The sequence below is a fragment of the Bartonella sp. B35(2025) genome, from assembly GCF_053794465.1.
Window position 1 is genome coordinate 238,691 of sequence record NZ_CP200035.1, and the last position, 23,252, is coordinate 261,942.

18 protein-coding genes and 1 pseudogene are annotated in these 23,252 nt (G+C 35.1%); 12 read left to right on the plus strand and 7 right to left on the minus strand.

Going from position 1 to position 23,252, the window contains the following annotated elements; all coding sequences use genetic code 11:
* Positions 1-48 precede the first annotated feature (48 nt).
* Together V4P56_RS00940 and grxC are read left to right on the plus strand one after the other, a co-directional pair.
* Positions 49-836: pseudogene (locus V4P56_RS00940) on the plus strand (ComF family protein).
* Between the two features lie 49 nt (positions 837-885).
* A complete protein-coding gene (grxC, locus tag V4P56_RS00945) occupies positions 886-1,140 on the plus strand; it encodes a glutaredoxin 3 (RefSeq protein WP_455482233.1) in 255 nt (84 codons plus the stop codon).
* A gap of 25 nt (positions 1,141-1,165) precedes the next feature.
* Here the strand turns inward: grxC and ubiG are convergent, their stop codons facing one another.
* The gene (gene ubiG / locus V4P56_RS00950) at positions 1,166-1,909 is read right to left on the minus strand and encodes a bifunctional 2-polyprenyl-6-hydroxyphenol methylase/3-demethylubiquinol 3-O-methyltransferase UbiG (RefSeq protein ID WP_455482234.1); all 744 of its coding nucleotides are present in this window, start codon (positions 1,907-1,909) and stop codon (positions 1,166-1,168) included.
* A gap of 195 nt (positions 1,910-2,104) precedes the next feature.
* Between ubiG and V4P56_RS00955 the strand changes: the two genes are divergently transcribed.
* Positions 2,105-3,361, plus strand: coding sequence for an aspartate kinase (locus V4P56_RS00955; RefSeq protein WP_455482235.1), 1,257 nt, complete (start codon positions 2,105-2,107; stop codon positions 3,359-3,361).
* Between the two features lie 868 nt (positions 3,362-4,229).
* Here V4P56_RS00955 and nhaA read toward each other — a convergent pair.
* Complete coding sequence (nhaA, locus tag V4P56_RS00960; protein ID WP_455482236.1) at positions 4,230-5,588, minus strand: Na+/H+ antiporter NhaA; 1,359 nt, start codon at positions 5,586-5,588, stop codon at positions 4,230-4,232.
* Positions 5,589-5,737: 149 nt separating this feature from the next.
* Entirely contained in the window at positions 5,738-7,426 is a 1,689-nt protein-coding gene (locus V4P56_RS00965; RefSeq protein ID WP_455482622.1) for a hypothetical protein, read from the minus strand.
* A 415-nt stretch (positions 7,427-7,841) separates the two neighbouring features.
* On the opposite strand from V4P56_RS00965, the gene V4P56_RS00970 reads away from it, so the two are divergent.
* The 8 genes from V4P56_RS00970 (at position 7,842) to V4P56_RS01005 (ending at position 15,734) form a co-directional block, all read left to right on the plus strand.
* A complete protein-coding gene (locus tag V4P56_RS00970; protein WP_455482623.1) occupies positions 7,842-9,614 on the plus strand; it encodes an SLC13 family permease in 1,773 nt (590 codons plus the stop codon).
* A gap of 619 nt (positions 9,615-10,233) precedes the next feature.
* Positions 10,234-10,905, plus strand: a complete 672-nt coding sequence (locus V4P56_RS00975) for a DUF2659 family protein (protein ID WP_455482237.1) — start codon at positions 10,234-10,236, stop codon at positions 10,903-10,905.
* 4 nt (positions 10,906-10,909) lie between these two features.
* Positions 10,910-12,355 (plus strand): ribosome biogenesis GTPase Der, encoded by a 1,446-nt coding sequence (gene der, locus V4P56_RS00980; protein ID WP_455482238.1) that lies wholly within the window; start codon positions 10,910-10,912, stop codon positions 12,353-12,355.
* Between the two features lie 695 nt (positions 12,356-13,050).
* A complete protein-coding gene (locus V4P56_RS00985) occupies positions 13,051-13,476 on the plus strand; it encodes an AtpZ/AtpI family protein (protein WP_455482239.1) in 426 nt (141 codons plus the stop codon).
* 7 nt (positions 13,477-13,483) lie between these two features.
* On the plus strand, positions 13,484-14,242 hold the full coding sequence (locus tag V4P56_RS00990; RefSeq protein ID WP_455482240.1) for a F0F1 ATP synthase subunit A: 759 nt from the start codon (positions 13,484-13,486) through the stop codon (positions 14,240-14,242).
* A gap of 54 nt (positions 14,243-14,296) precedes the next feature.
* Complete coding sequence (locus V4P56_RS00995; protein ID WP_004855165.1) at positions 14,297-14,527, plus strand: F0F1 ATP synthase subunit C; 231 nt, start codon at positions 14,297-14,299, stop codon at positions 14,525-14,527.
* Positions 14,528-14,661: 134 nt separating this feature from the next.
* Positions 14,662-15,228, plus strand: coding sequence for a F0F1 ATP synthase subunit B (locus V4P56_RS01000; protein ID WP_455482241.1), 567 nt, complete (start codon positions 14,662-14,664; stop codon positions 15,226-15,228).
* 11 nt (positions 15,229-15,239) lie between these two features.
* The gene (locus tag V4P56_RS01005; RefSeq protein WP_455482242.1) at positions 15,240-15,734 is read left to right on the plus strand and encodes a F0F1 ATP synthase subunit B; all 495 of its coding nucleotides are present in this window, start codon (positions 15,240-15,242) and stop codon (positions 15,732-15,734) included.
* A gap of 294 nt (positions 15,735-16,028) precedes the next feature.
* On the opposite strand, the gene glyS is transcribed toward V4P56_RS01005, so the two are convergent.
* The 4 genes from glyS to V4P56_RS01025 all read right to left on the minus strand — a co-directional run bounded on the left by glyS (position 16,029) and on the right by V4P56_RS01025 (position 22,102).
* Positions 16,029-18,251 carry a glycine--tRNA ligase subunit beta gene (glyS, locus tag V4P56_RS01010; protein ID WP_455482243.1) on the minus strand — a complete coding sequence of 741 codons (2,223 nt, stop codon included), beginning with the start codon at positions 18,249-18,251 and terminating at the stop codon, positions 16,029-16,031.
* Complete coding sequence (locus tag V4P56_RS01015) at positions 18,251-19,195, minus strand: glycine--tRNA ligase subunit alpha (RefSeq protein WP_455482244.1); 945 nt, start codon at positions 19,193-19,195, stop codon at positions 18,251-18,253. Before V4P56_RS01015 ends, glyS begins: the two co-directional genes overlap by 1 nt.
* A 101-nt stretch (positions 19,196-19,296) precedes the next feature.
* The gene (locus V4P56_RS01020) at positions 19,297-20,991 is read right to left on the minus strand and encodes a tetratricopeptide repeat protein (RefSeq protein ID WP_455482624.1); all 1,695 of its coding nucleotides are present in this window, start codon (positions 20,989-20,991) and stop codon (positions 19,297-19,299) included.
* A 94-nt stretch (positions 20,992-21,085) separates the two neighbouring features.
* Positions 21,086-22,102 (minus strand): polyprenyl synthetase family protein, encoded by a 1,017-nt coding sequence (locus V4P56_RS01025; RefSeq protein ID WP_455482245.1) that lies wholly within the window; start codon positions 22,100-22,102, stop codon positions 21,086-21,088.
* A gap of 283 nt (positions 22,103-22,385) precedes the next feature.
* Here V4P56_RS01025 and V4P56_RS01030 point away from each other — a divergent pair, with 283 nt between their 5' ends.
* The gene (locus tag V4P56_RS01030) at positions 22,386-23,177 is read left to right on the plus strand and encodes a tRNA1(Val) (adenine(37)-N6)-methyltransferase (RefSeq protein WP_455482246.1); all 792 of its coding nucleotides are present in this window, start codon (positions 22,386-22,388) and stop codon (positions 23,175-23,177) included.
* Positions 23,178-23,252 lie beyond the last annotated feature (75 nt).

Genomic DNA, 23,252 nt, shown 5'->3' on the forward strand with positions numbered 1-23,252 from the left:
ATGTGAAAGAAATTTTCTTATACAGGAAAGCTATAAAAACTTAAATTAATGATTTTATATTTGCAAAAAATAGCTTTAAATGGCGAGATATATTGAGTAAATTCATTAAGTATTTGATAGAAGCTTTTTATCCATCGATTTGCCCTGGATGTAAACAAATGGTTTCTGCCTATGGTACAGTTTGTTCTAGGTGTTGGGAAAGCCTTCAATTTATTACAAAACCTTATTGCCCTATTATGGGAATTCCTTTTGTTTATGATATGGGAGATGGTTTTCTTAGCGGTGAAGCTTTGCAGACTTCTCCTCCTTTTTCACGTGTTCGTTCAGCTATTGTTCATAAAGGGGTGGCACAAGTTTTGGTGGCACGATTGAAATATGGTGATCATACCGAACTGGCATCTTTTATGGCTAATTGGATGGTATTTGCTGGGCATGAGATTATTAATGATTGTGATGTAATTATTCCTGTTCCTTTACATTTTCGTCGTTTTTGGGGACGGCGTTATAATCAGTCTGCTGAACTTGCTCGTTATATTGCTGCAACACAGAAAAAGAAATTCAAGCCTAGTTGGCTTGTGCGTTGCCGACATACGTGTCCACAGGTTAGTTTATCTGCTAGGGAACGAAAACTTAATATGCAGAATGCTTTTGAGGTGCCTTATAAAGTTAAAAAATATTTAAAAGGATGTTCTATTTTGTTAGTTGATGATGTATTTACAACAGGTGCAACAGTTACAGCGGCGGCTGCAACATTAAAATATGCAGGTGCGCTACAGGTTGATGTTTTAACATTTTCGCGAGCTTTAGAGGAAGTTTCTGTTTTTCCTGGTACTTGAGGAGTTCTTAAAATTGACTATATTTAAAAAAACGTTGGAGGGTAATATTATGAAAGAGATAATACTTTATACACGTCCTAACTGTCCTTATTGCAAGAAAGCACGTGATTTGTTGGATAAAAAAGGTGTAAAATATACAGATATTGATGCGTCAACTTCTCTTCGCCAAGAAATGGTGCAGCGAGCGAATGGGCGTAATACATTTCCACAAATTTTTATAGGTGATTATCATGTTGGAGGCTGCGATGACCTCTACACTTTAAATACTGAGGGTAAGCTCGATTCTTTGCTGCAAGGTGTGTAATAACTGTGGGGTATGATATATTCTATTAAGATCGTTTTGCAAGAAGCATATAGTTAATATCCATGTTTTTTGAACGATTCCAGCTGTCATTTAATGGATTATAAGTAATACCGATCTCATCAATGACAGTCAGAGTATTTTTTGATAAGAAGGTTTTAAGTTCTTGAGGTTTTAGGAATTTTTTATAGTCATGAGTTCCTTTAGGAAGCCAATGTAAGATATATTCAGCACCTATGATGGCTAGTCCCCATGCTTTCCATGTTCGATTAAGTGTTGAAACAAACATTAATCCTTGTGGTTTGAGCATTTTTGCTGTGGCTGTCATAAACAGATGAATATCGGCAACATGTTCAACAACTTCCATATTAAGGATAACATCAAACTGTTCGCCTTCATCAGCTAATATTTCTGCAGTGGTTGTACGGTAATCAATTGAAAGACCGTTTTGGGCTGCGTGGATTTTTGCAACTTCAATGTTGGTTTGCGCAGCGTCAGCTCCTATGACTGTAGCACCAAGACGTGCCATTGGTTCGCACAGTAAACCACCCCCACAGCCAATATCAAGTAGCTTTAAGCCTTCAAAAGGCATAGATGCAACAGGATTACGGTTGAATATTAGACAGATTTTTTCTTTAATATAGGCAATACGTGTTGGATTGAATTTATGAAGTGGTCGAAATTTACCCTGTGGATTCCACCACTCAGCAGCAATACGGGAAAAACGATCAATTTCACTTTGATCAATGGTGGTATGCATTCCATTCATCATGCAGCTCTCCTTTTATCTTTCAACTATCAAGTCAGGCAAATTTTTCTAAAGTCAAGAGTAAATTAAGATGGATATACTGGACTTGCGAAAATGATAGATATTAGGTATGTCGACAAGGCAGTTGGTTGATATAGTAGTAAAGCTCTATTCTCACTGTTGTTTGAGATAAGAAATGTAAAGATAAGAGTATTATTAATGGCACGTATTGTCATGAAATTTGGTGGTACATCTGTAGCGAATATTGAATGTATTCATAATGTTGCGCAGCATGTAAAACGAGAAGTAGATGCAGGTAATGAGGTTGCAGTTGTTGTATCAGCGATGGCTGGTAAAACTGATGAACTTGTTCAGTGGATACGTGATGCTTCACCAATATATAAAGATGCTTATGAATATGATATAGTTGTTGCTTCTGGCGAGCAGGTAACAGCAGGTTTGTTAGCTCTCACACTTAAAGCAATGAGCATAAATGCTCGTTCATGGCTTGGTTGGCAGATTCCTATTCGTACTGATAATGCACATAGCGTTGCTCGAATCATGGATATTAATGGATCTCTTTTAATACAGCATTTTCAGAAGGGACAGGTAGCTGTTATTGCTGGTTTTCAGGGATTAGCTCCAGATAATCGGATTTCTACTTTAGGACGTGGCGGATCGGATACAAGTGCTGTTGCAGTAGCAGCAGCTATACAGGCGGATCGCTGTGATATTTATACAGATGTAGATGGTGTTTATACAACTGATCCGCGTATAGAGCCTAAGGCACGTCGTTTACCAAAAGTGGCTTTTGAAGAAATGCTTGAAATGGCTTCTCTTGGGGCTAAAGTTTTACAGGTTCGTTCTGTCGAACTAGCTATGGTTCATAAAGTTCGTACTTGTGTACGCTCAAGTTTTGAGGATCCCAATACTTTAAGTGCGGGCGATTCAATTGGTTCTTCTGGAACACTTATTTGTGATGAGGATGAAATTGTGGAACAACAGAATGTTACTGGTATTGCTTTTGCCAAAGATGAAGCACAAATTTCGTTACGGCGACTTTCAGATCGTCCAGGTATTTCAGCAGCAGTTTTTGGCCCTTTGGCTGAAGAGTGCATCAATGTTGATATGATTGTACAAAGTATGTCTGAAGATGGTTCAAAAACTGATATGACTTTTACTGTACCGTCAGCTGATGTAGACAAAGCTGTTACGCTTCTTAAAAAAAATCATAAAGCAATTGGTTTTGATGTTATTCAGTCTGAAAGTGGTCTTGCAAAGATTTCTGTTATTGGTATTGGGATGCGTAGCCATGCAGGTGTTGCAGCTACAGCATTTAAGGCTTTAGCTGAAAAGGGTATTAATATTCAGGCAATCACGACTTCAGAAATTAAGATTTCTATTTTAATTGATAGCGCTTACACGGAACTTGCGGTAAGGACATTACATGCCGTTTATGGACTTGATAAGGGATAAGTATTTTTTAATCTAAAGAACTTCTAAACAATATAGGGTACTCATATATGTATGTAGGAGAGTAAAGAATTCCATTTAATGAATATTGAGTAGGCGAAGAAGAGTGTATTATGTTTATTTAGATATACCTGTTACTTAGGGATATCTTTGTGAATGTAGAATCTGAACTTTAAATGCATATTTATTTGATTTTATTGAATTATTTGCACAATTGCATAAAATGGAATTATAAGAGGTATTTTTTTTCTTTGATATTTTTCATTCTGAATTGTTGCTTAAAACTTTTTAGATTCTACGAGTTTAGGTTTATTCTTTTTATCAAGTAAAATAAGAGTATATAGAGTAAGGCTTACGCAACAATTACCAGTAAAAATATGCTCACTTAAAGGAATACACAAAAGGTTTCTTTTTTCTTGGCGTACTGATTTTATAGGAAAGACAAATTTCAGGAATTTTTATTTATGAAGACTATAGTTCATATAGTTGTAGTGATGATGAGGTAAAGGTACTCGAGACTGCAGCTTTAACTGTGTTAGCAACGGTTATTAATAGGCAATTGGTTATGTATTTTTTGCTTAATTAATTGTTCTAGTATACACTATCCATTTGTATTTATTAATTAGAATCCAGATAATATAAGCATATGTAGATAATACAATTTTATGCAAATTACGCATTACTTGAACTAACTTCCTTTATAAAGTTATCAGAAGAGTTAAACAGATTTTTTAAAGGTATTAAGCTTTTTCCGTTTGTCTGTTAATGAAAGAATAAAAATATCTTTTGTATTTATTTCTGTAATGATAACACAATAAATAGCAAAATCACTTTCTAACAGGTACAATACAGTGCGTTTATCCTTAGATTATTAAGAACTAGACTGTACCTTTTTATTGCATTTTATGTAAATAAACCCATATCCAAGGCCGATAAGAGCAGATAATCCAGATCCGCCAAGTACACCAATTTTTGCCGAATCAAGTAGAATAATGTCTTTAAAAGCAAGCATCGAAACAAAGATAGACATTGTAAAGCCAATACCTGCTAAAAGTCCAATCAGCAATACACCTGCCCATGTTGTATTAGGAGGTAAGCGACATAACCCTGATTTTACTGCCAGATAACTTGCAGTGATAATACCTAAAGGCTTACCAACAAATAGACCAATTATAATACCGAGAACAATCAAGAGTGATTGGTCAGAGGAAAGATCAAAGTTTGCAAAACTAACGCCGGCATTTGCAAAGGCAAAAATTGGCATCACAACATATGCAACCCATGGATGTAATGCTTTTTGAACGCGTATTACTGGTGCAATCATATCACGTTGTCCTCTACGCATTTTTTTTAATGCAGTTGAGACATGATGTAGATCTGCTTTTGGATTATTTTCTTGAAGAATTTGCATTGCATTGCTTAATACCGTTAATGGAGCTACAAGAGTACGGGTAGGAAAAACTGGAGTCATCATACCTAAAATTACGCCAGCAAGTGATGGATGAGCGCCTGTTATCATTAAGCCCCACCAGATGATTGCACCAGGTATAATGTAAAGCCATGCTGACGCAAGTCCAATCCATTGAAAAAATAACACTAATACAACACCTGATGTTGCTATAGTTAATCCACTAGGATCAAAGTTTGTCGAATAAAAAAAAGCAATAATAAGAACAGCAATGATATCATCAATAATTGCTAAGGATAAGAGAATTATATGAAGGTTAGAAGGAATTTTTTTTCCGAGAAGAGCAAGAATACCTAAAGCAAAGGCAATATCTGTAGCTGTTGGTACAGCCCAACCATAAGTATGTCCACTGTTTAAGTTGAGACCGAGGTAAATAATCGCAGGAAGACAAACTCCACCTATTGCTGCAACAATTGGTAAAATTGCTTGTTTAAAGCTAGAAAGAGCGCCTTCGTGAATTTCACGCCGAATTTCCATGCCTGCTACAAGAAAGAAAACAGTCATGAGAACATCATTAACCCAAAAATGCAAATCCCATGAAAGCGTAAAGTGACCAAAATTAAAGCCAAGAGGTGTATGCCAAAAAGCTTCATAAAGAGAAGAATATTGAGAATTAGCAAAGATGAGTGCAGTAGCAGCTGCCAATAGAAGAACAACACCGCTAAGAGCTTCGATATGAAGAAAACCCTCAATGGCAGAGAGTGCTCGATTTGTAGCACGAGAAACACGATTAGGAGAGCGATTTGAAGATAAATCAGACATGAACAATCCCAAGTATCGATAATTTTTTAGTATATGTCTTTATGTATAAAATACTACATATAACACTCTATCATATCGTATACAAAAAATAGAGTAAGATTTTTAAATTTATGAATAGAATCATCATTATTGAGAAATAAAGATATTTTCTATGGTGATGATTTATTTTTTACTGTTATATTTACTTTATTCAGAACAGCAGGAAGATTATTTTGTAAAGTAGTTTTAAAATCATCGATTGTAAGACCTTTACGATCTTTTGCCATTATTTCAATTATTAATGTTTGTGGATTTTTAGAAAAATCACCAAAGTATTTTGAAATACTTTCAGCTTTAGCATAATTTTTTAGTAAAATTTCGGGGCTTTTTGTCATCATTAGATATAAATTGTTATAAAGCTCTTTTTTAAGATCATGCTTTCCATCGTCAAGCTTTTGTGCGAGATAAGAAAAAAGCTTATCAATGAATCCAGTATCTGTATAGCGTATACCAATTTTAGTTACGCCAAGATCATGCAAAGCAGCGGTCATTCCATCCTTTTGACCAGAGAAGAGTTTTTTATCAACATTAACAGCCTCAGCTGATATTTCTCCAGAACCAATATCTTTTATATTGAAAGCCATCGCATTAAGAAAAAGCATACACTTTTTTTCATCGTAAGAAAGATTAAATTTTCCTGAAAGATCAAAGCGCTCAAGATTTATATTTTTGAGAAAATCTAAATCTTCCTTGTCTATTTTTTTGGGCAAAACTGAAAAACCATCAAGAGAGAGCAGAATTTTTTTTGGTATAGGCTGATCCCATTGGCTTGGTTTGAATTGCAATGAATCAAGTGTTGCGTTTAGCTGTGGTGCATCAACAGTAACTTGATCAACTTCAGCTTCAATTGAAGTAATGGCGAGTAAAGTGTTTATGAGAATAGCATTTCGTGCCGCTTTTTCGGTTACTTGATTATTTTCTTTTTTTGCATTAAGATAAGCCTTTATTAGTTTCTCAGGTATTTGTTTGAGTGGTTTCATTTTTAGGTCATATGCTTTAAATGCACCAAGAGAAAAAGAGGAAATTTTTTCTGCTTGTTTAAAAACATCAATTATAACGTCATTTAGAGAAATAAAATCAGCAATAGGTTCCCCTTGGTTGGTTGCTTTGCTTTTTCCAGCAATAATAGAATAGGCGTAAAAGGTATCAATATTACGAGCTTTTATTGCATTGCTTTTGGTGACTAGATGCAGCTGCTTGGTCCCATTTATAACTGTTGCAAGATCCATGCTTTTGATACCAACAGAGCGAATATAGCCACGTTTAAAACCAGAAAGTTGAAAATCTTTTATATTAACTTTTTCGGTTATCCCATTCTCATTTTCTTTAGAAATCATTATATTTGGCGCAAAAATTGATGAAAATTCAAGCCGCATAATAGATCGCAAAAGGGGAGATGCAATCGTAGCATCTTTTTCTTTAAAGGTTATATTATTAATAGAAACTTTTGGGATTTGTATATGATTATTATTGTATTTTAAATCAACATCATAAAGTATAAAAGTGGAGGGAATAAAAGAGATAGGAGGACGAAGTGAAATGGCACCGATATTCAATGATACACCAGCGGGGACTGGTGCAGTAACATTCTTCAAGTTAATCTTACCTAGAATGCTGATTTCAAATTCCTCTGCTGTTATGGAACGACTTGCCATCCTCCGTTTTACCCAATCATTAAGATAGGGTTCTGCTATATAAAAGCTGCTGACTATTATGGCTGCCAAGATAGCAATAAATCCTATAGCATACATTAACCAACGCTTCACATTACATTGGCATATACTATTAAATTTGACCATCATTTTCTCTTTCATTTTTATCATTTTATATAGAGATATAAACTAATTATATAGGGATATAAACCAGTTTCTTTAAGAAACAACAAAGGTTTAGATATAACACATATCGCTTTAGAAATTACTTATTCCTCCTACATGTAAGAGTTCTTATCATAAAGTCATTTTAATCTTTTTTTCAATATGCTTTTATCAACAGTCACCAATTTTCTTTGATTTTAGTATTTTATAAAAAAGTTACCAAAGTTACTATGGTCGATAGAGAAGTAGGATCTAATTATGATTTTGTTTACCACTTTAAATTGCTTTTACAAATGTATCTAAGTTCGCTTTTACTTTGTTGCTATTTGTAGGAACAGTTTAAAAACAGATGTGTTGTTGTTCATTGAATCTGTAGCAATGGGGAGAGATGGGTATTATGACAGAAGATCAAATAATGGCTTTTTCTATCATTGGTCTTATGATGGTTGTTTTCATTTGGGATCGATACCGTTATGATCTTGTTGCTGTTTGTACATTGTTGATTGCTTGCACCGTTGGTCTTGTCAGTCCAAAAGAAGCATTTAATGGTTTTAGCAACGATATCGTTATTATTGTGGGAAGTGTGTTTATTGTCAGTACAGCTGTATCACGCACTGGTATAATGGAATTTATTATCCAACGGATATGGCCAGATGTGAAATCAGTGCGCCTTCAATTAGCCTTTTTAGTTATTTCTGTAGTATTTTTATCAATGTTTGTTAAAAATATTGGTGCTTTGGCTATCATGCTTCCAATTGCTTTTCAATTTGCTCGTCGCTCACAGGTTTCTCCTTCTGTTTTTTTAATGCCAATGGCATTTAGTTCTTTGTTGGGTGGTCTTATGACACAGATAGGAACTTCTCCTAACGTTGTTATTTCTGCTATGCAGGAACGTCTAACAGGAACTCCATTTACTATGTTTGATTTTACACCAGTTGGTGCAGCAGTTGCTGCTGCTGGTATATTTTATTTAGTCTTTTTTTCTTGGCGATTACCTGTGCGTGTATGTTCAGGTGCATCGTTTAATGATGCTATTGATGTTCGTAATTACGTTTCGGAAGTGCGTATTCCAATAAATTCGCCGATTGTGGGAAAAACCATTATTGATCTCGTTAAACCATCAGGTGGTGAGGTTATGGTGATTCAAATCATAAGAAATAAAGTATCTATTTCACCACTACCGGATTTTGTTTTTTCTGAAAATGATATTGTTTTGCTGGAAGGTTCACATACAGGGTTGGATAGTGTCATTAATTCAGCTCGTTTAGAATTTTCTACTGGTCGAACGATTTCTCCAGGTGATAAAGACAGTGATATTGATATTATTGAGGCAGTTATCACCCATAATTCTCCTCTTATTGGTATTAGTGCAAAAGGACTTTTGTTATTTGATCGCTATGATGTGAATTTACTTGCATTAAGTCGCCAGCATGAAAGAGTAAGGGGGAGACTTGGTGATATTATTTTCCGTCTTGGAGATGTAATTGTCTTGCAGGGACAGGATATGGTTATTCCGAATTTGTTACGAGAATTGAAATGTCTTCCTTTAGCAAAACGCAGTATTATGTTTGGTAATTTACGACATGGTCTCGTATCTTTAGCTATTTTATTTGTAGCTATCATTTTTACGGCTTTTCAGGTTATTCCAGTTGCATTTTCTTTCTTTTTTGCAGCTGCTGCGATGGTTATTTTTCGGGTTTTGCCCGCACGTGATTTATATCAGGCATTAGATGGGCAAATATTAATATTGTTAGCAGCTCTTATTCCAGTGAGTGAAGCACTAGAGAAGACAGGATGTACAGATCTTATAGGTTATTGGCTTAGCCAATTAGCAGTATTTTTGCCACCATTTGGTACATTAGCACTTATGTTGGTTACAGCAATGTTGGTAACACCATTTTTGAATAATGCAGCAACAGTGATGATGGTGGCACCAATCGCGTCGAGTTTTGCCCATTCTCTCCATTATAAGCCTGAAGCTTTTCTGATGGCTGTTGCAATTGGTGCTGGGTGTGAGTTTCTTACACCTATTGGACATCAAAGTAATATGCTTGTGATGGCGCCAGGGGGGTACCGCTTTAGTGATTATCCACGCTTTGGTGCTCCATTGGCATTATTGACGGCAATTGTTGCGGTTCCAATGCTCATGTGGATTTGGCCATTACAATAAACATATTCAAAATCTTTGAATGCAAAGTGTAATAAGTTGTTAATTAGATGAAAGTAAGTTAAAAATGTGCTTTATATAAAGTTCTATTAGGAGTTTGATTTTATATATTGAGCTCTATTATTTTATTATATAGCTTCTGTATTTTTTATGTTGGTTAGTAATGCCTGATTTATTTGATTTTGGTTATTTTCAATCATAAAAAAATAGCTATATTTTTCTGTTAAAGCATTTTTAAAATTGGTTTTTTATGGTAATTTTACAACAGAAAGTTTTGAAAAATGTAATATAATAGTTTCTTAAGATTGTACGATATATGTACATATTTTTGTAGAACAACGGACAGCATTATCAAAATTATCAATAAACGTATGTCAAAAGTTAAAGTAGTTATGACTTCCATTTATACGAAATTAAAGATATGTAAAAGTTACGATGTGAATCAAAAGACGGTTACATTATTTTAAATTGATATAATTGTAAAAATCCAATTAATATAGACACATATTGATTTTAAATTAATAGGCTGGCAATTTGAAGATCTTCAGTTAATTAGAGCTACCATCTTTGCTCATTTATGCGTAAAAACATAAGAAGTTAAATTTTTTCTAAGGTATGATATATGTCGTATGATAGTTTTATCGCTGAAGTTAATGCAGAGTTTCGTCAAGAAAAAGCTCTTGCTTTTTGGAAACGTTATGGTCTTTTGATTATTTTTGCAGCTGTTACTTTTGTATTAATGATTGCTGTTTATCAAATTTACCACCATGAACAAATAAAGAAAGCTAGCCATATCGGTGATATATTTATAAAAGGCCTTGATTTTGCAGATACGCGCCATTTTGATAAAGCAATGGAGCAATTAGAGAATATTAAAGCAACCAACTTTGGAGGATATCCTTTTCTTGCTCGTTTGCGTGAAGCTTCTTTGTTAATGGAACAAGGTGATGCTGTTAAATCGATAGAGATTTTTGACTCTGTTGCAGCTGATAAAAAAGCACCACAAATCTTGCAGAAAGTCGCAAAAATTCGAGCAGCTTATATTTTGGTTGATACAGGGACATTAGAAGATGTCAAAAAACGTGTTGAAGATATAGCTCATGATATGAGTCCTATGCGTATGTCTGCAAGAGAGGCTTTGGGTTTAGCTGCTTATAAAGCGGATAAGATGGATGATGCGGTTTATTATTTTAAGAAGATTTCTGAAGAAAGCACTCTAGGATCAAAAATAACAGATCGCGCACAAATTATGCTTGAACTTATTCAAGCTGAGGGCAAGGCAAATAAGGAATGAATTTATGAGCCTTACCATTGCTATAGTTGGTCGCCCTAATGTCGGGAAGTCAACGCTATTTAATCGTTTGGTTGGGCAAAAATTAGCTTTAGTTGACAATAAACCAGGTGTGACACGTGATCGACGTATCCATATGGCTAAGCTTCAAGATTTACAGTTTAATGTGATTGATACAGCTGGATTAGAAGAAGCAGGGGATCATACACTTGAAGGTCGTATGCTTTCTCAAACAAAAGCTGCCATCGATGAAGCGGATCTTATTTTATTCGTTTTTGATGCGAAGATCGGAATAATACCGAGTGATTTAAATTTTGCTTCATTGATTCGTAAATCAGGAAAACCAATTGTACTTGTTGCCAATAAATCTGAATCAAAAGCAGCAACAGGGGGAGAATATGAAGCATGGTCGTTAGGTTTAGGTAAGCCTTGTTTAATATCTGCTGAACATGGTTTAGGTCTTACAGATCTTCATGATGCGATTCTAAATGTTATTGCCAGAGATCAAATCCTTGAAAATAAAAATGAAGAAAAATATGCTGTAATGCAGCTTGTATCTATTGGTAATGATGCATCTATTGGTGACGATATAGATAATTTGGAAGAAGAGAGTCTTATTTACGATGAAAGTAAGCCTATTCGAATTGCGATTGCTGGTCGCCCAAATACAGGAAAATCGACCCTCATCAATACAATGTTGGGACAAGATCGCTTATTAACAGGATCTGAAGCAGGGCTTACACGTGATTCTATTTCTGTTGATTGGGAGTGGCACGGTCGTCATATTAAACTTTTTGATACTGCTGGTTTGCGTAAAAAATCGAAAATTAAAGAGAAGTTGGAAAAACTTTCTGTTGCAGACACTTTACGTGCAATTCGTTTTGCAGAAGTAGTAATAATTATTTTTGATGCGACTGCACCTTTTGAAAAGCAAGATTTACAAATTGCTGATCTCGTGATTCGTGAGGGACGAGTTCCTATTATTGCTTTTAATAAGTGGGATCTTGTGGAAAATTATCAAACAAAATTAGCTGATTTACATGAAAAATGTGCTCGTCTTCTTCCTCAGGTTCGTGGTTTAAGAGCTGTCTCTTTATCGGGTCAATACGGTCAAGGTATTGATAAACTTATGAAAAATGTCATGATGATGCACCATGTATGGAATTGTCGTATTTCTACGGGTAAATTGAATCGATGGCTTGAAACTGTGATTACACATCATCCACCACCTGTAATTGCGGGGCGTCGACTTAAGATTAAGTATGTGACACAGGTTAAGACACGTCCTCCTGGGTTTGTGATTTCTTGCTCAAGGTCAAAAGCAATACCTCAGTCGTATTTACGTTATCTTTCTAATGAATTACGTGATACGTTTGATATGTTAGGTGTACCAATTCGCATATCATTACGAACAGCTGATAATCCTTTTGTAGCACACTCTAAAAAGAGATAATTTTCCTATTTTAAAGGTTAATAAAGTTAGTTTTTTATAAATTATCAAGTTTCAATTCCCAAAATTATTGATCAACTCAACAGGTGATGACATTGTCGTCAATAAAAAATTGAGGAAATTATTCCTTCTTAAATTATATAAAAGAGTCTTTTTACCATCTTAAATTACAGGAAATATTTTATAGATAAAAATATCGCTGTTTGTGATTGTTTATTTAAAACAAAGAACAGAAATATTTACTGAAGTTGTGAATTTTAAAATTCAGGGAAGGGAGGTAAAAAGCTGGATATAGTTATACAAGGATATATTGATTGTATGTGCAGTTTCACTCATGTGGTTTGATTTGTAACATCATAAATTAAAAGGCGAATGAGATTCATTAAGATCTGTTTTGTTTATCAACAATGGATAAAACGTGCGATAATTGATTTATTTTAGTAAATGTTATTATTAGAGCTATAATATGGGAACAGATATAATTTTTAAAAGATTGAGCAATAACACAGTGTTTGCAGGTTATATTGATCATTTTGGATATGTTAATAGTAAAAGTTAATAAAATCATAATATGGATTTTTATGCGATAAATTGTGATAGATTTCTTTTGGTGACTTGACGAATAAATTCGGTAACAATATGCTATGCGTGGTTTTCGAGATACGTTTTGACTTTGCTTTTTGATTAAGGAACTAATTATGGCGAGGGAAGACGAATCCATAGTGCCACAAAAAAAAACTGGAGGAAAAAGGCAGGAGAACTGTCCTCATTCAGAGGATTTGGAATGTCGTAGCCAGAATTTAGGTTTAGCTTTAATGCGTAAGGAGGCATTAGAGAAGCAGGGATTTGAGAAAAATAAAGAAGAATTACAAGGGGGAATAGCGCGTGCTATTAAGCTTTCTAGTGAATTTCTAGCGAATATTGTTGTTGGTGTTGTGTTGGGCTTAGGATTTGATAAGCTAGTAGGTTCATTACCATGGGGATTAGTGTTTTTTCTTTTTCTTGGATTTGCTGCTGGTGTATTGAGTATTCTTCGGTCTGTGGGGTATATCGCCTCCAGTAAATTAGGACAAAGCAGCGCATTGCGCCAGAATAAAAGGGACGATAAGAGGTCCGATAAATGAGGTTGAAGTGACATCACACGCTCCAGATCCTATCCATCAGTTTGAGGTTTCAAGGCTGATTAATATTTCTGTAGGAAATATAGATTTTTCGTTTACAAATGTATCATTTTTCATAGTAGCTACTGTTGTTATAACTTCAGTTTTTCTTTTTATTTCATCATCAAGCCGTGGGTTAGTTCCAACACGGATGCAGTCCATTTCGGAGATGGCATATGAATTTGTAGCATCAACTTTGAGAGAATCATCTGGCGCACAAGGAATGCAATTTTTCCCCTTGGTTTTTTCCCTGTTTACTTTTATTCTGGTTGCTAATTTTATTGGTCTTTTCCCTTATTTTTATACGATTACCTCTCAGATTATGATTACTTTTTCATTAGCAATGTTAGTGATTTTGACGGTGATTGGCTATGGCTTTTATAAACATGGAGTTAGTTTTTTGAAATTATTTGTTCCCAGTGGTGTGCCTGTTGTGATTTTACCTCTTGTTACAATGATTGAGGTGATTTCTTTCTTTTCTCGTCCTATCAGCCTTTCACTTCGTCTTTTTGCTAATATGCTTGCTGGTCATATTACCCTCAAAGTATTTTCTGGTTTTATTGTCTCAATGATTGGAGTAGGAATTATGGGTGTTGGTGGTTCAATTTTGCCGCTGATCATGACTGTAGCGATTACTGCTCTTGAATTTTTGGTTGCATTCCTTCAGGCTTACGTATTTACAGTTTTAACTTGTATGTATCTTAATGATGCAGTTCATCCGGGACATTAATAAAATTGGCAGTTTCTCGTCAAATAATACAATTTCGCTTCAAAGGAGAATAATATGGAATTAGTGCTTGCAGCAAAATATATTGGCGCTGGTCTTGCTTGCTTTGGTATGGCTGGGACAGCTTTGGGTCTTGGAAATATTTTTGGTAGCTATCTTTCTGGTGCATTACGGAATCCATCAGCGGCAGATAGCCAGTTTGGTCGTTTGGTCTTTGGTTTTGCTGTGACGGAAGCCTTAGGTATTTTTTCATTACTTGTTGCTTTATTACTTCTTTTTGCGGTTTAAGTGTTTTAAAAAGGGTATATTTGTTCTCTACATGAGAAGCAGATTTACCCTTTTAATTTTTTATGGAAAGAATATTAGTCAGTTGCCATTGAGTAATAAAAGATCTTAATAAGTTGTTTGAAGGATAAAAGAGAATGTTTATTTCCAGCGCTTATGCAAAGGCCACTGAAACAATGATAGAGCATATCGAGAACGTGTCAGGGGTTGTGGATCGTGTATTTCCACCTTTTGATTTTGTGTATTTCAGTTCGCACCTCTTTTGGTTGGCAATTTCTTTTGGGTTTTTCTATTTCTTTATCTCTCGTGTGATTGCACCACGTATTGGTAATATTATTGAAACACGCCGAGATCGCATTGCATCTGATTTGGATCAAGCAATGCGCATGAAGCAAGAAGCAGATATTGTGGTTGAAACTTATGAGCGGAAATTAGCAGAAGCTCGTTTACAAGCTCATAGTATAGCGAGGGTGGCTGGTGAGCAAATAAAAGAAAAAGCTGAGTTTGAGCGAAAAGAAATTGAAGCAAGTCTAGAGAAAAAATTAACGGATGCCGAAAAGCAGATAGCAAAAATTAGAGATAAAGCTATGTATAATATTGGTTCAATTGCTGAAGAAGTAGCTCTTGAAATTGTGAAAAAATTAATCGATGTTGATGTCAGTGAAGAATCTGTTAAGTCAGCTGTTAAAGCTGCAGGTTACTGAGGATTAAAGGAATGACTGATACTTTTTGGGCTTTTATTGGGTTAGTTATTTTTGTAGCTCTTTTAGTTTATTTTAAAATTCCAAAGATGATTGTACACCATCTTGATGCGCGAGCAAAGCGTATAAAGGATGAGCTTGATGAGGCTCTGCGTCTTCGTGAAGAGGCACAGGAGGTGCTAGCTGAATATCAGCGTAAGCATGCAGAAGCGGAGAAAGATGCGCAAGAGATTATTGCTGCAGCTAAGCGTGAGGTTGAGGCTGTTGTTGCTGAGGCTCGTAGAAAAGCAGAAGAGTATGTAAAAAATCGCAATAAGTTGGCAGAGCAAAAGATCGCTCAAGCAGAAATTGATGCTGTACGTATGGTTTCTTCATCTGCTATTGATTTAGCGGTTTCTGCTGCATGCACACTTATCGCAAAGGAACTCAATTCTAAAAAAGCTCATGAGCTCATTAAGGAATCTCTTGTTGAAGAATCTCTTACTAAAATGAAAGCGTACCTTAATTAATAGTCATTTTATAAATTTAAAAAGCTGATTTTAGGTAACACAATTCTTTTTTAAGGCAGATAAAATTTTCTTATCTTTATCTATTTTAGCTTTTGTTTCTGGCAATTTACTCAATTTTTGATCAGTGTTGTTGAAGTGCCATTTACATTACAGTTATGTAATTTTTTGAAATTATCTAAGAATTACGATGAAGTTATTTTATAATATTTTAAAGATATTTAATGATAAGAGCACTAAAAATAACAAAGTGTGATTTTTGGCCTTTGTTGTTTTTATTTTATAAAAAGTAAAATTCTAGACTACAATTTTTGAAAAATCTACAACTGTTTGTGCTACAGTAGAAACATGCTTAAGAAGAGCAAGACGATTAGCGCGAATATTGGAATTTTCATCATTTACTAGTACTTTTTTGAAAAATATATCGATACTTTTTCCAAGCGGTGCTAGCGTACTGAGTGCAAGTGATAGATCTTCTGTATTAGTATTGTTACAAATCTCTTTTTCTATTTTAATGATTTCTTGATAGAGTTGTTTTTCCTCTATTTTTATAAAAAATTCAGGGTTAATTTTATTCGCTATTATTGTACCTTTTTGGAATTCATTTTCAAGAATGTTAACAGTACGTTTTATCGCAGAAAGAAAATTGTTTCCATCGTTTGTATTTATGAAGGCGATAAGTGCCTCGACATGGCGTGCAACTAATAAAAAATTATCAGAATCTTTGCTTAAGATCGCTTCGATAGCATCATAACGAGCACCTTGTTCTTTTAGGTAGATTTTCAGGCGTTCATGAAAAAAGAATAACAGATCTGATAAAATATTTTCTATTTTTTCTGGAAGCATATCTTGCGATTTTGTTGATTCTGTTAAGAATGCCATATCTTTAATTTTTTGCTGTAAAAAAAGATTCATTGCCAAATTTAAAATTGGCATAAGATTAATTTTCCAGTCACGTAACAGCACAAGCCTAATAATTCCTAATGCTGCTCGTCTTAATGCATAGGGATCTTTTGAGCCAGTTGGTTTTTCATTAATAAGCCAAAAACCAACAAGTGTATCGATTTTATCAGCCAATGCGACTGTTATAGCAATAGGTTCTTGTGGAGTATGATCTGTTGGCCCTTGAGGTTTGTAATGGCCTTCGATTGCTTCAGCTACGTGAAGATTTTCTCCTTGAAGAAGTGCATATTTACATCCCATTAATCCTTGCAGTTCAGGAAATTCTCCGACAATTTCTGTTTGTAAATCGGCTTTTGCAAGTACTGCTGCACGTTTGGCTAATAGAGGATCTGCTTGTACAAGAGGTGCAATCTTTTGTGACAGAGAGGCAATTCGTTCTATTCTTGCACCTTGTGTACCTAATTTTGCATGGAAAATTACATTTAAGTGATCAAGTTGCGCCATTCTTTGATCAAGAGGTTTATTCAAATCAAGATCAAATTTTTTAGCAGAGGGTTTTAAATGTTTTATATTGGGCAAATCACGTTGATCTGTCTGCCAAAAATAGAGTGCATCAGAAAGACGTGCACATACAACTTTGCTATTTCCCTTAGAAATTTCTTTACCTTCATCACTTGCAAGAATATTAGAGACAAGAATAAAATGATGAGAAAGTTTAACTTTTTCACTTTGTTTGCGGGTTACAAAGCATTTTTGATTAGCTCGGATAGTTAAGCGAATAATTTCTGGAGGAATATCGAGGAAGGATTTATCAAAATGGCTCATAAGAACAACTGGCCATTCAACAAGTCCTGCAACTTCTTCTAAAAGAGCATCATCTTGAACCAGTTCTAGGCCGTTTGCAAAGCAGAGATTTTGAGCATCTGCTAAGATAATGTTTTTTCGTCTTTCCGCATCCAGAATGACTTTATTGGTTTCAAGATGGGTGATATAATCGTCAAAGCGGCGGATTTGTATAGGTTTCCCATCACTTAAGAAACGGTGACCATAAGTCAGATTATTGCTTTTAAGGGAACCAACTGTAAATGGAATAACATGTGTCTCACCAATTTCTGGTCCGAAGATACAAAGAATGTTTTGTAAAGGTCGAATCCACTTTAGTGACCCGCTTTTTGCTGAATCTTTGCCCCAACGCATAGATTTTGGCCATGGAAAGTTGCGAATAATATTCGGTACAATTTCAGTAATAATTTCTTCTGTATTCCGGCCTTTTTTAGTAATTTTAGCGATATAAAAATCGCCCTTTTTTTTATCATGACCAATATGAGCTTCAGAAATATCACTGAGTCCTGTTGTACGTAAAAAGCCATTAATTACGTGCTGTGGTGATTTTGTACTGGGGCCTTTACGTTCTTCATAGATATCTTTTGAGCGCATAGGAAGACCGCGTAAATCTAATGTTAGACGACGGGGTGTCCAATATTCACGAGCAGCTTCATAAGTCAGGCCTGCATTCACAAGTTGATCCGTAATATATTTTTTTAGGTCGGCGGCAGCCTTTTTTTGTATACGAGCAGGGATCTCTTCGCTGAAAAGTTCAAGAAGAAGATCAGACATTAGGATTCTCCTTTAGTGTGAGTTTGACCAATTTCAGTAAGTAAGAAGGCTTCCCCACAGCGGCGTGCCAGATCACGAATACGAAGAATATAACTTTGTCGTTCAGTAACAGAAATAACGCCACGTGCTTGCAAAAGATTAAAGATATGGCTAGCTTTAATACATTGGTCATAAGCTGGAAAAACACAAAGATGTAAGCTGTTTTTTTTATTTGGCTTACCAGCTTCAAGAAGTGCAATACATTCGCGTTCTGCATCAATAAAATGTTGATGCAGTAGTTTGGTATCAGCAAATTCAAAATTGTAGTATGAATATTCTTGTTCTGCTTGTAAAAAAATGTCTCCATAACTTATTTTGTTTTCTCCATCCAAACCATTAAAGTTAAGATCATAGACATTATCAACACCTTGAATGTACATTGCTAGACGCTCAAGTCCATAGGTAATTTCTCCTGAAACTGGTGCACATTCAATACCACAAACCTGTTGAAAATAGGTGAATTGAGAGATCTCCATTCCATCACACCAGCATTCCCATCCAAGTCCCCAAGCACCAAGTGTTGGGCTTTCCCAATCATCTTCAACAAAGCGAATATCATGAAGTTTTGTATCAAGTCCGATAGCTTGTAGTGATTCGATGTAAAGTTCTTGTAAATTTGGAGGAGAAGGTTTGAGAAGTACTTGGAATTGATAATAGTGCTGTAAACGATTCGGATTTTTACCATATCGTCCATCTATTGGCCGACGAGATGGTTGTACATAAGCTGCTTTCCAAGAATTTTGACCTAACGAACGCAGTGTTGTTGCTGGATGAAAAGTTCCAGCTCCAACTTCCATATCATAAGGTTGCAGAATGGCACACCCATAGTGAGCCCAATAATTTTGCAAAGTTAAAATAAGTCCTTGAAAAGAACATATAGGGTTGAGATATTTAGGCAGTGTCACACTTTATACTCTTTAATGTTTGATGAATAGATAGAGATTTAGAGAATTTTATACTTCATTAATATCTATTGTTTCGTATGATTATTGTTAAGCATTGTTATTTATTGCAAGCCAAATTTTAATTTTTCTTGGATTTTTTTAGAATTTTCTGATTTTTCATTAATTGCGTGATTCCATTGAAATATTGCTTCACGTTTTCGCCCAACTTTCCAATAGGCATCACCTAAATGATCATTTAATATTGGATCCTCAGGTTGTAATTTGACAGCAGTTTCTAATATTTGAACAGCTTGGTCATATTGCTTAAGTTTATAATAAGCCCACCCTAGAGAGTCTAAAATATGGCTCTCTTTCGATTGTAATGCAGAAGCTTTTTGTAAGAAATGAAGCGATTCTTCAAGTTTTTGATTGCGATCAACAAGTGAATAGCCTAGATAATTAAGTACTTGTGGTTGATCAGGAAAAAACTCAAGTGCTTTTCTTAAGTCAACTTCAGCTTTTGGCCATTGCTTTAAACGTTCGAAAGCAATACCGCGTTGATAAAAGAGTTGCCAATCATCTTGTTGAAAATTTTTTATCTGTTTGATAGCATGATCCATAATTTTTGCAGCATCAGCAAATTTATTTTCCTGCATATAAATAGCAGCTAGTGTCATAAAAATATCACGATCACTCGGGAATTTTTTCTTTAGTAATGTAAGTAATTTGATGGCTTCATTGTGATTATTGTTATTTGCAAAAATGAGTGCAAGACGCAGCTGCCCACTTTTATAATAAGAGGAGCTGGACGGTAAAGCACGATAAAACTTAATTGCTCTATTGAGATCATTTAGTTTAGCAGAAATATTTGCTAAGTGAAACAGTATTGCGTCATTTTGAGGATACAAGATTAAAGATAATTGGTTGAAAATGCGTGCAATTCGTTCTGAGTTGTTGTGGTTAAGGGCTGTTCCAAAATTATACAATACTTCCCCTACTCCTTGTTGAGGTGTTTGAACCATCCTTTTTAGGGAAGCACCTTTTTCGATTTTTTTCTGGATATTTTTGAGTAGATCTCGGTTTGATAACATCCGTTCGCCATGCTTGAGAGTCTGAATTGCTTGATTACGCATTTTATGACGTAATTGAAATGAGGCATAGGCTATAATAATATGTTCATAGGTATTAGGAGCTATAAGAGCACCTTGTTGATTATTGAGTGCTTGAGTAAAATATTTTTGTGCATCCTGTGTACGCTCTGCCAGGTCGCTCATGAGTGCAAGATGGTAACATAAAAAAAATCTATACCAAGCAGGCCCTTGGATTTTTTCAAGATCAGCGATTGCTTGAGATTGATATCCGGATCCGAACATGGCCCAAGCACCGATTAATTCAGGTACTGGGTTATTAGCAGTGGGAGGTGCTTTTAATTGTAGAAGAGGCCTGACATTTTCGTAGTCTTTTTTGATGAGATTGTCTACCGATAACGTTAAAGAAACAAAGGGAGTTATAATACCTTGTTCTTTGAGTTTTTGAGCTTGTTTAGCAGCTTCTTTAAAGGCACCTGTAGACAGCATTGCCTCAAGGATTTCTGTTTGTGTTTCAATGTTATCAGGTTTATAAGTGAGTGCTTTTTTAAAATAATCGATGGCAAGATCTGTTTTGTTTTCATGATTTGCAACTCTTCCAGCCAAGTAAGCACCTGTAAATGAATTTGTACTGATAGCGGCATAAATTTTGCTGTAGGTAAGCGATAATATCAGCATGATACCCGCGATAAAGAGAGTAAAAAAGTAGGATATTACTGCACTATATATAAAGCTAATCTTTCTTAAGATAATTAATTGACTGTATAGTTTATAAATCATATCCAGTTACTTTTTTGAAAAATATTGTTATTTTTGTAAATGATCAATTTACACGATCAATACAAAAATTAACAGTTTCGACTAGGGCATTATAAGCGGGGTTTTTGTTCATTGAAGAAAGAGCATCAGTTGCACGCTTTCCATAGATACGTGCTTGCTCTATTGTGTCTGTGAGACTTTCATATTTTTCTATCAATTGTTGTGCGTATGTGAACGCTTCATCATTGTTATTGCCGTTTTCAAGAGCTTGTTTCCAGAATGCTTTTTCCACAGCATTACCCCTTGTATATGCGAGGATAACAGGCATCGTTATTTTACCTTCTCGGAAATCATCACCGATATTTTTTCCCAAATGTTTGGCAGTTCCACCATAATCAAGTGCATCATCAATTAACTGGAAAGCTAAACCTAACAAAGTTCCATATTCACGTAATGCAGAACGTTCTCTATGTTCATAACCAGCAATAATTGGTCCAACTTCAGCAGCAGCTGAAAAAAGTGCGGCTGTTTTTGCGTTGATGATTTTGAGATAATCTGAAATGTTGGTTTCTATATTTTTTGTGGCAGCAAGTTGCATGACTTCTCCCTCAGCAATAATTGCTGCAGCGTTTGCTAAAATAGAAAGTGCTTCTATAGAACCAACATCAACCATCATTTTAAATGCTTGCCCCAACAAGAAGTCACCAACAAGTACACTTGCTTGGTTTCCCCAAATCATTCGTACAGTCGATTTTCCACGCCGTAAATCACTTTCATCGATCACGTCATCATGTAATAAAGTTGCTGTATGCATAAATTCAACTGCTGTGGCGAGCTTTATATGTCCATCATTTTGGTAGCCAAACATGTGAGCAGAAGCTAACGTGATCATTGGACGTAATCGTTTTCCACCTGATGAAATAAGATGGTTGGAAATTTCAGGGATCATTACAACATCTGATTGTGCCATAGAGAGAATAAGTTGATTTACACGCTCCATGTCATTTTTAGTAAGATTAATGAGGGATTGAAGAGAAATTTGATTATTTCTTATTTGATCTGATTTTGTGGCAGCACTCAATATATTGACTCCTAGAGTATTGCAATAAATACATATATAAATATAAATTCTATTTTTTGCCATAGCATAAAGGGGGTCTTGCTTTGACTCAAGCCTTGATACCATTTTAAAATATGAATCTTGAATGATATCTGTAACAAATGTTTTTGTACTTGGATAATATAATTGTTATAAAATGATGAGAGAAATTTAAAACAGCTTTGTTTAAACAATAAGCTTTGTTTAAATAATAATTGAAAAGTATAAGTTTGGATTATAGAAATGCTTCTTAAGCTTCTTTTAAATGGATAAAATGGCGAATCATAATGATGAAACGATAGATGGGTTTCATCACGGGAAGTTTTATTTAGTTCAACCACGTTTGCGTGGCCATCGTTCTGGTATGGACGCTATGTTATTAGCGGGTTTAGTTCCTAGTAATTTTAAGGGCAAGGTTGTTGACTTAGGTGCTGGTGCTGGTGCTGCAGGATTGGCAGTTGCCTCACGTTGTTTGGATGTTCGTGTAACATTAGTTGAGCGGTCAGATTTTATGGTATCTTATGCTCAGAAAACGCTTATGCTAAAACAAAATGAAAGAATTTCTGATCGAATTTGTTTATTAAAAGCAGATGTTACTTCTAGAGGTAAGATTCGCTTAGAATCAGGTTTAGTAGATAATACTTTTGATTTTGCGATTATGAATCCGCCTTTTAATAATCCTACGGATCGCAAAACACCTGATGAACAAAAATTTGAGGCGCATGTTATGCCTGAAGCGATGTTTGACAATTGGTTACGAAGCGCGGCAGCAATTGTTAAGCCAGGTGGATATTTGGGGTTAATTGCACGTCCACAATCACTGACTGATATATTGCATGCTTTGGAAGGGCGCTTTGGTGGTATTTGTATAATTCCTATACATGCACGTGCTGCAACAGCTGCAATACGTATTTTATTTTATGCAAAACGGGGAAGTCGAGCAGTCTTATCCATGTTGCCACGGCTGGTTATGCATGATAGTGATGGTCATGCTTTTTCTCCGCAGATTGATGCAATTAATAATGGGCGTATAAGTTTGTGGGAACTTTTAAAATGATGTCTTGTGTTTTCCAGTTTATTATTTAAATTCAGCTTAAGCCTTTAATTTTTTTAAAGGGGATTTTAATTTGGG

Excerpts from the sequence above, each read along its gene's own strand:
- grxC (WP_455482233.1), top strand. The coding sequence starts at position 886 with ATGAAAGAGATAATACTTTATACACGTCCTAACTGTCCTTATTGCAAG.
- ubiG (WP_455482234.1), bottom strand. The coding sequence starts at position 1,909 with ATGATGAATGGAATGCATACCACCATTGATCAAAGTGAAATTGATCGT.
- V4P56_RS00955 (WP_455482235.1), top strand. The coding sequence starts at position 2,105 with ATGGCACGTATTGTCATGAAATTTGGTGGTACATCTGTAGCGAATATT.
- nhaA (WP_455482236.1), bottom strand. The coding sequence starts at position 5,588 with ATGTCTGATTTATCTTCAAATCGCTCTCCTAATCGTGTTTCTCGTGCT.
- V4P56_RS00965 (WP_455482622.1), bottom strand. The coding sequence starts at position 7,426 with ATGGTCAAATTTAATAGTATATGCCAATGTAATGTGAAGCGTTGGTTA.
- V4P56_RS00970 (WP_455482623.1), top strand. The coding sequence starts at position 7,842 with ATGACAGAAGATCAAATAATGGCTTTTTCTATCATTGGTCTTATGATG.
- V4P56_RS00975 (WP_455482237.1), top strand. The coding sequence starts at position 10,234 with ATGTCGTATGATAGTTTTATCGCTGAAGTTAATGCAGAGTTTCGTCAA.
- der (WP_455482238.1), top strand. The coding sequence starts at position 10,910 with ATGAGCCTTACCATTGCTATAGTTGGTCGCCCTAATGTCGGGAAGTCA.
- V4P56_RS00985 (WP_455482239.1), top strand. The coding sequence starts at position 13,051 with ATGGCGAGGGAAGACGAATCCATAGTGCCACAAAAAAAAACTGGAGGA.
- V4P56_RS00995 (WP_004855165.1), top strand. The coding sequence starts at position 14,297 with ATGGAATTAGTGCTTGCAGCAAAATATATTGGCGCTGGTCTTGCTTGC.
- V4P56_RS01000 (WP_455482241.1), top strand. The coding sequence starts at position 14,662 with ATGTTTATTTCCAGCGCTTATGCAAAGGCCACTGAAACAATGATAGAG.
- V4P56_RS01005 (WP_455482242.1), top strand. The coding sequence starts at position 15,240 with ATGACTGATACTTTTTGGGCTTTTATTGGGTTAGTTATTTTTGTAGCT.
- glyS (WP_455482243.1), bottom strand. The coding sequence starts at position 18,251 with ATGTCTGATCTTCTTCTTGAACTTTTCAGCGAAGAGATCCCTGCTCGT.
- V4P56_RS01030 (WP_455482246.1), top strand. The coding sequence starts at position 22,386 with ATGGATAAAATGGCGAATCATAATGATGAAACGATAGATGGGTTTCAT.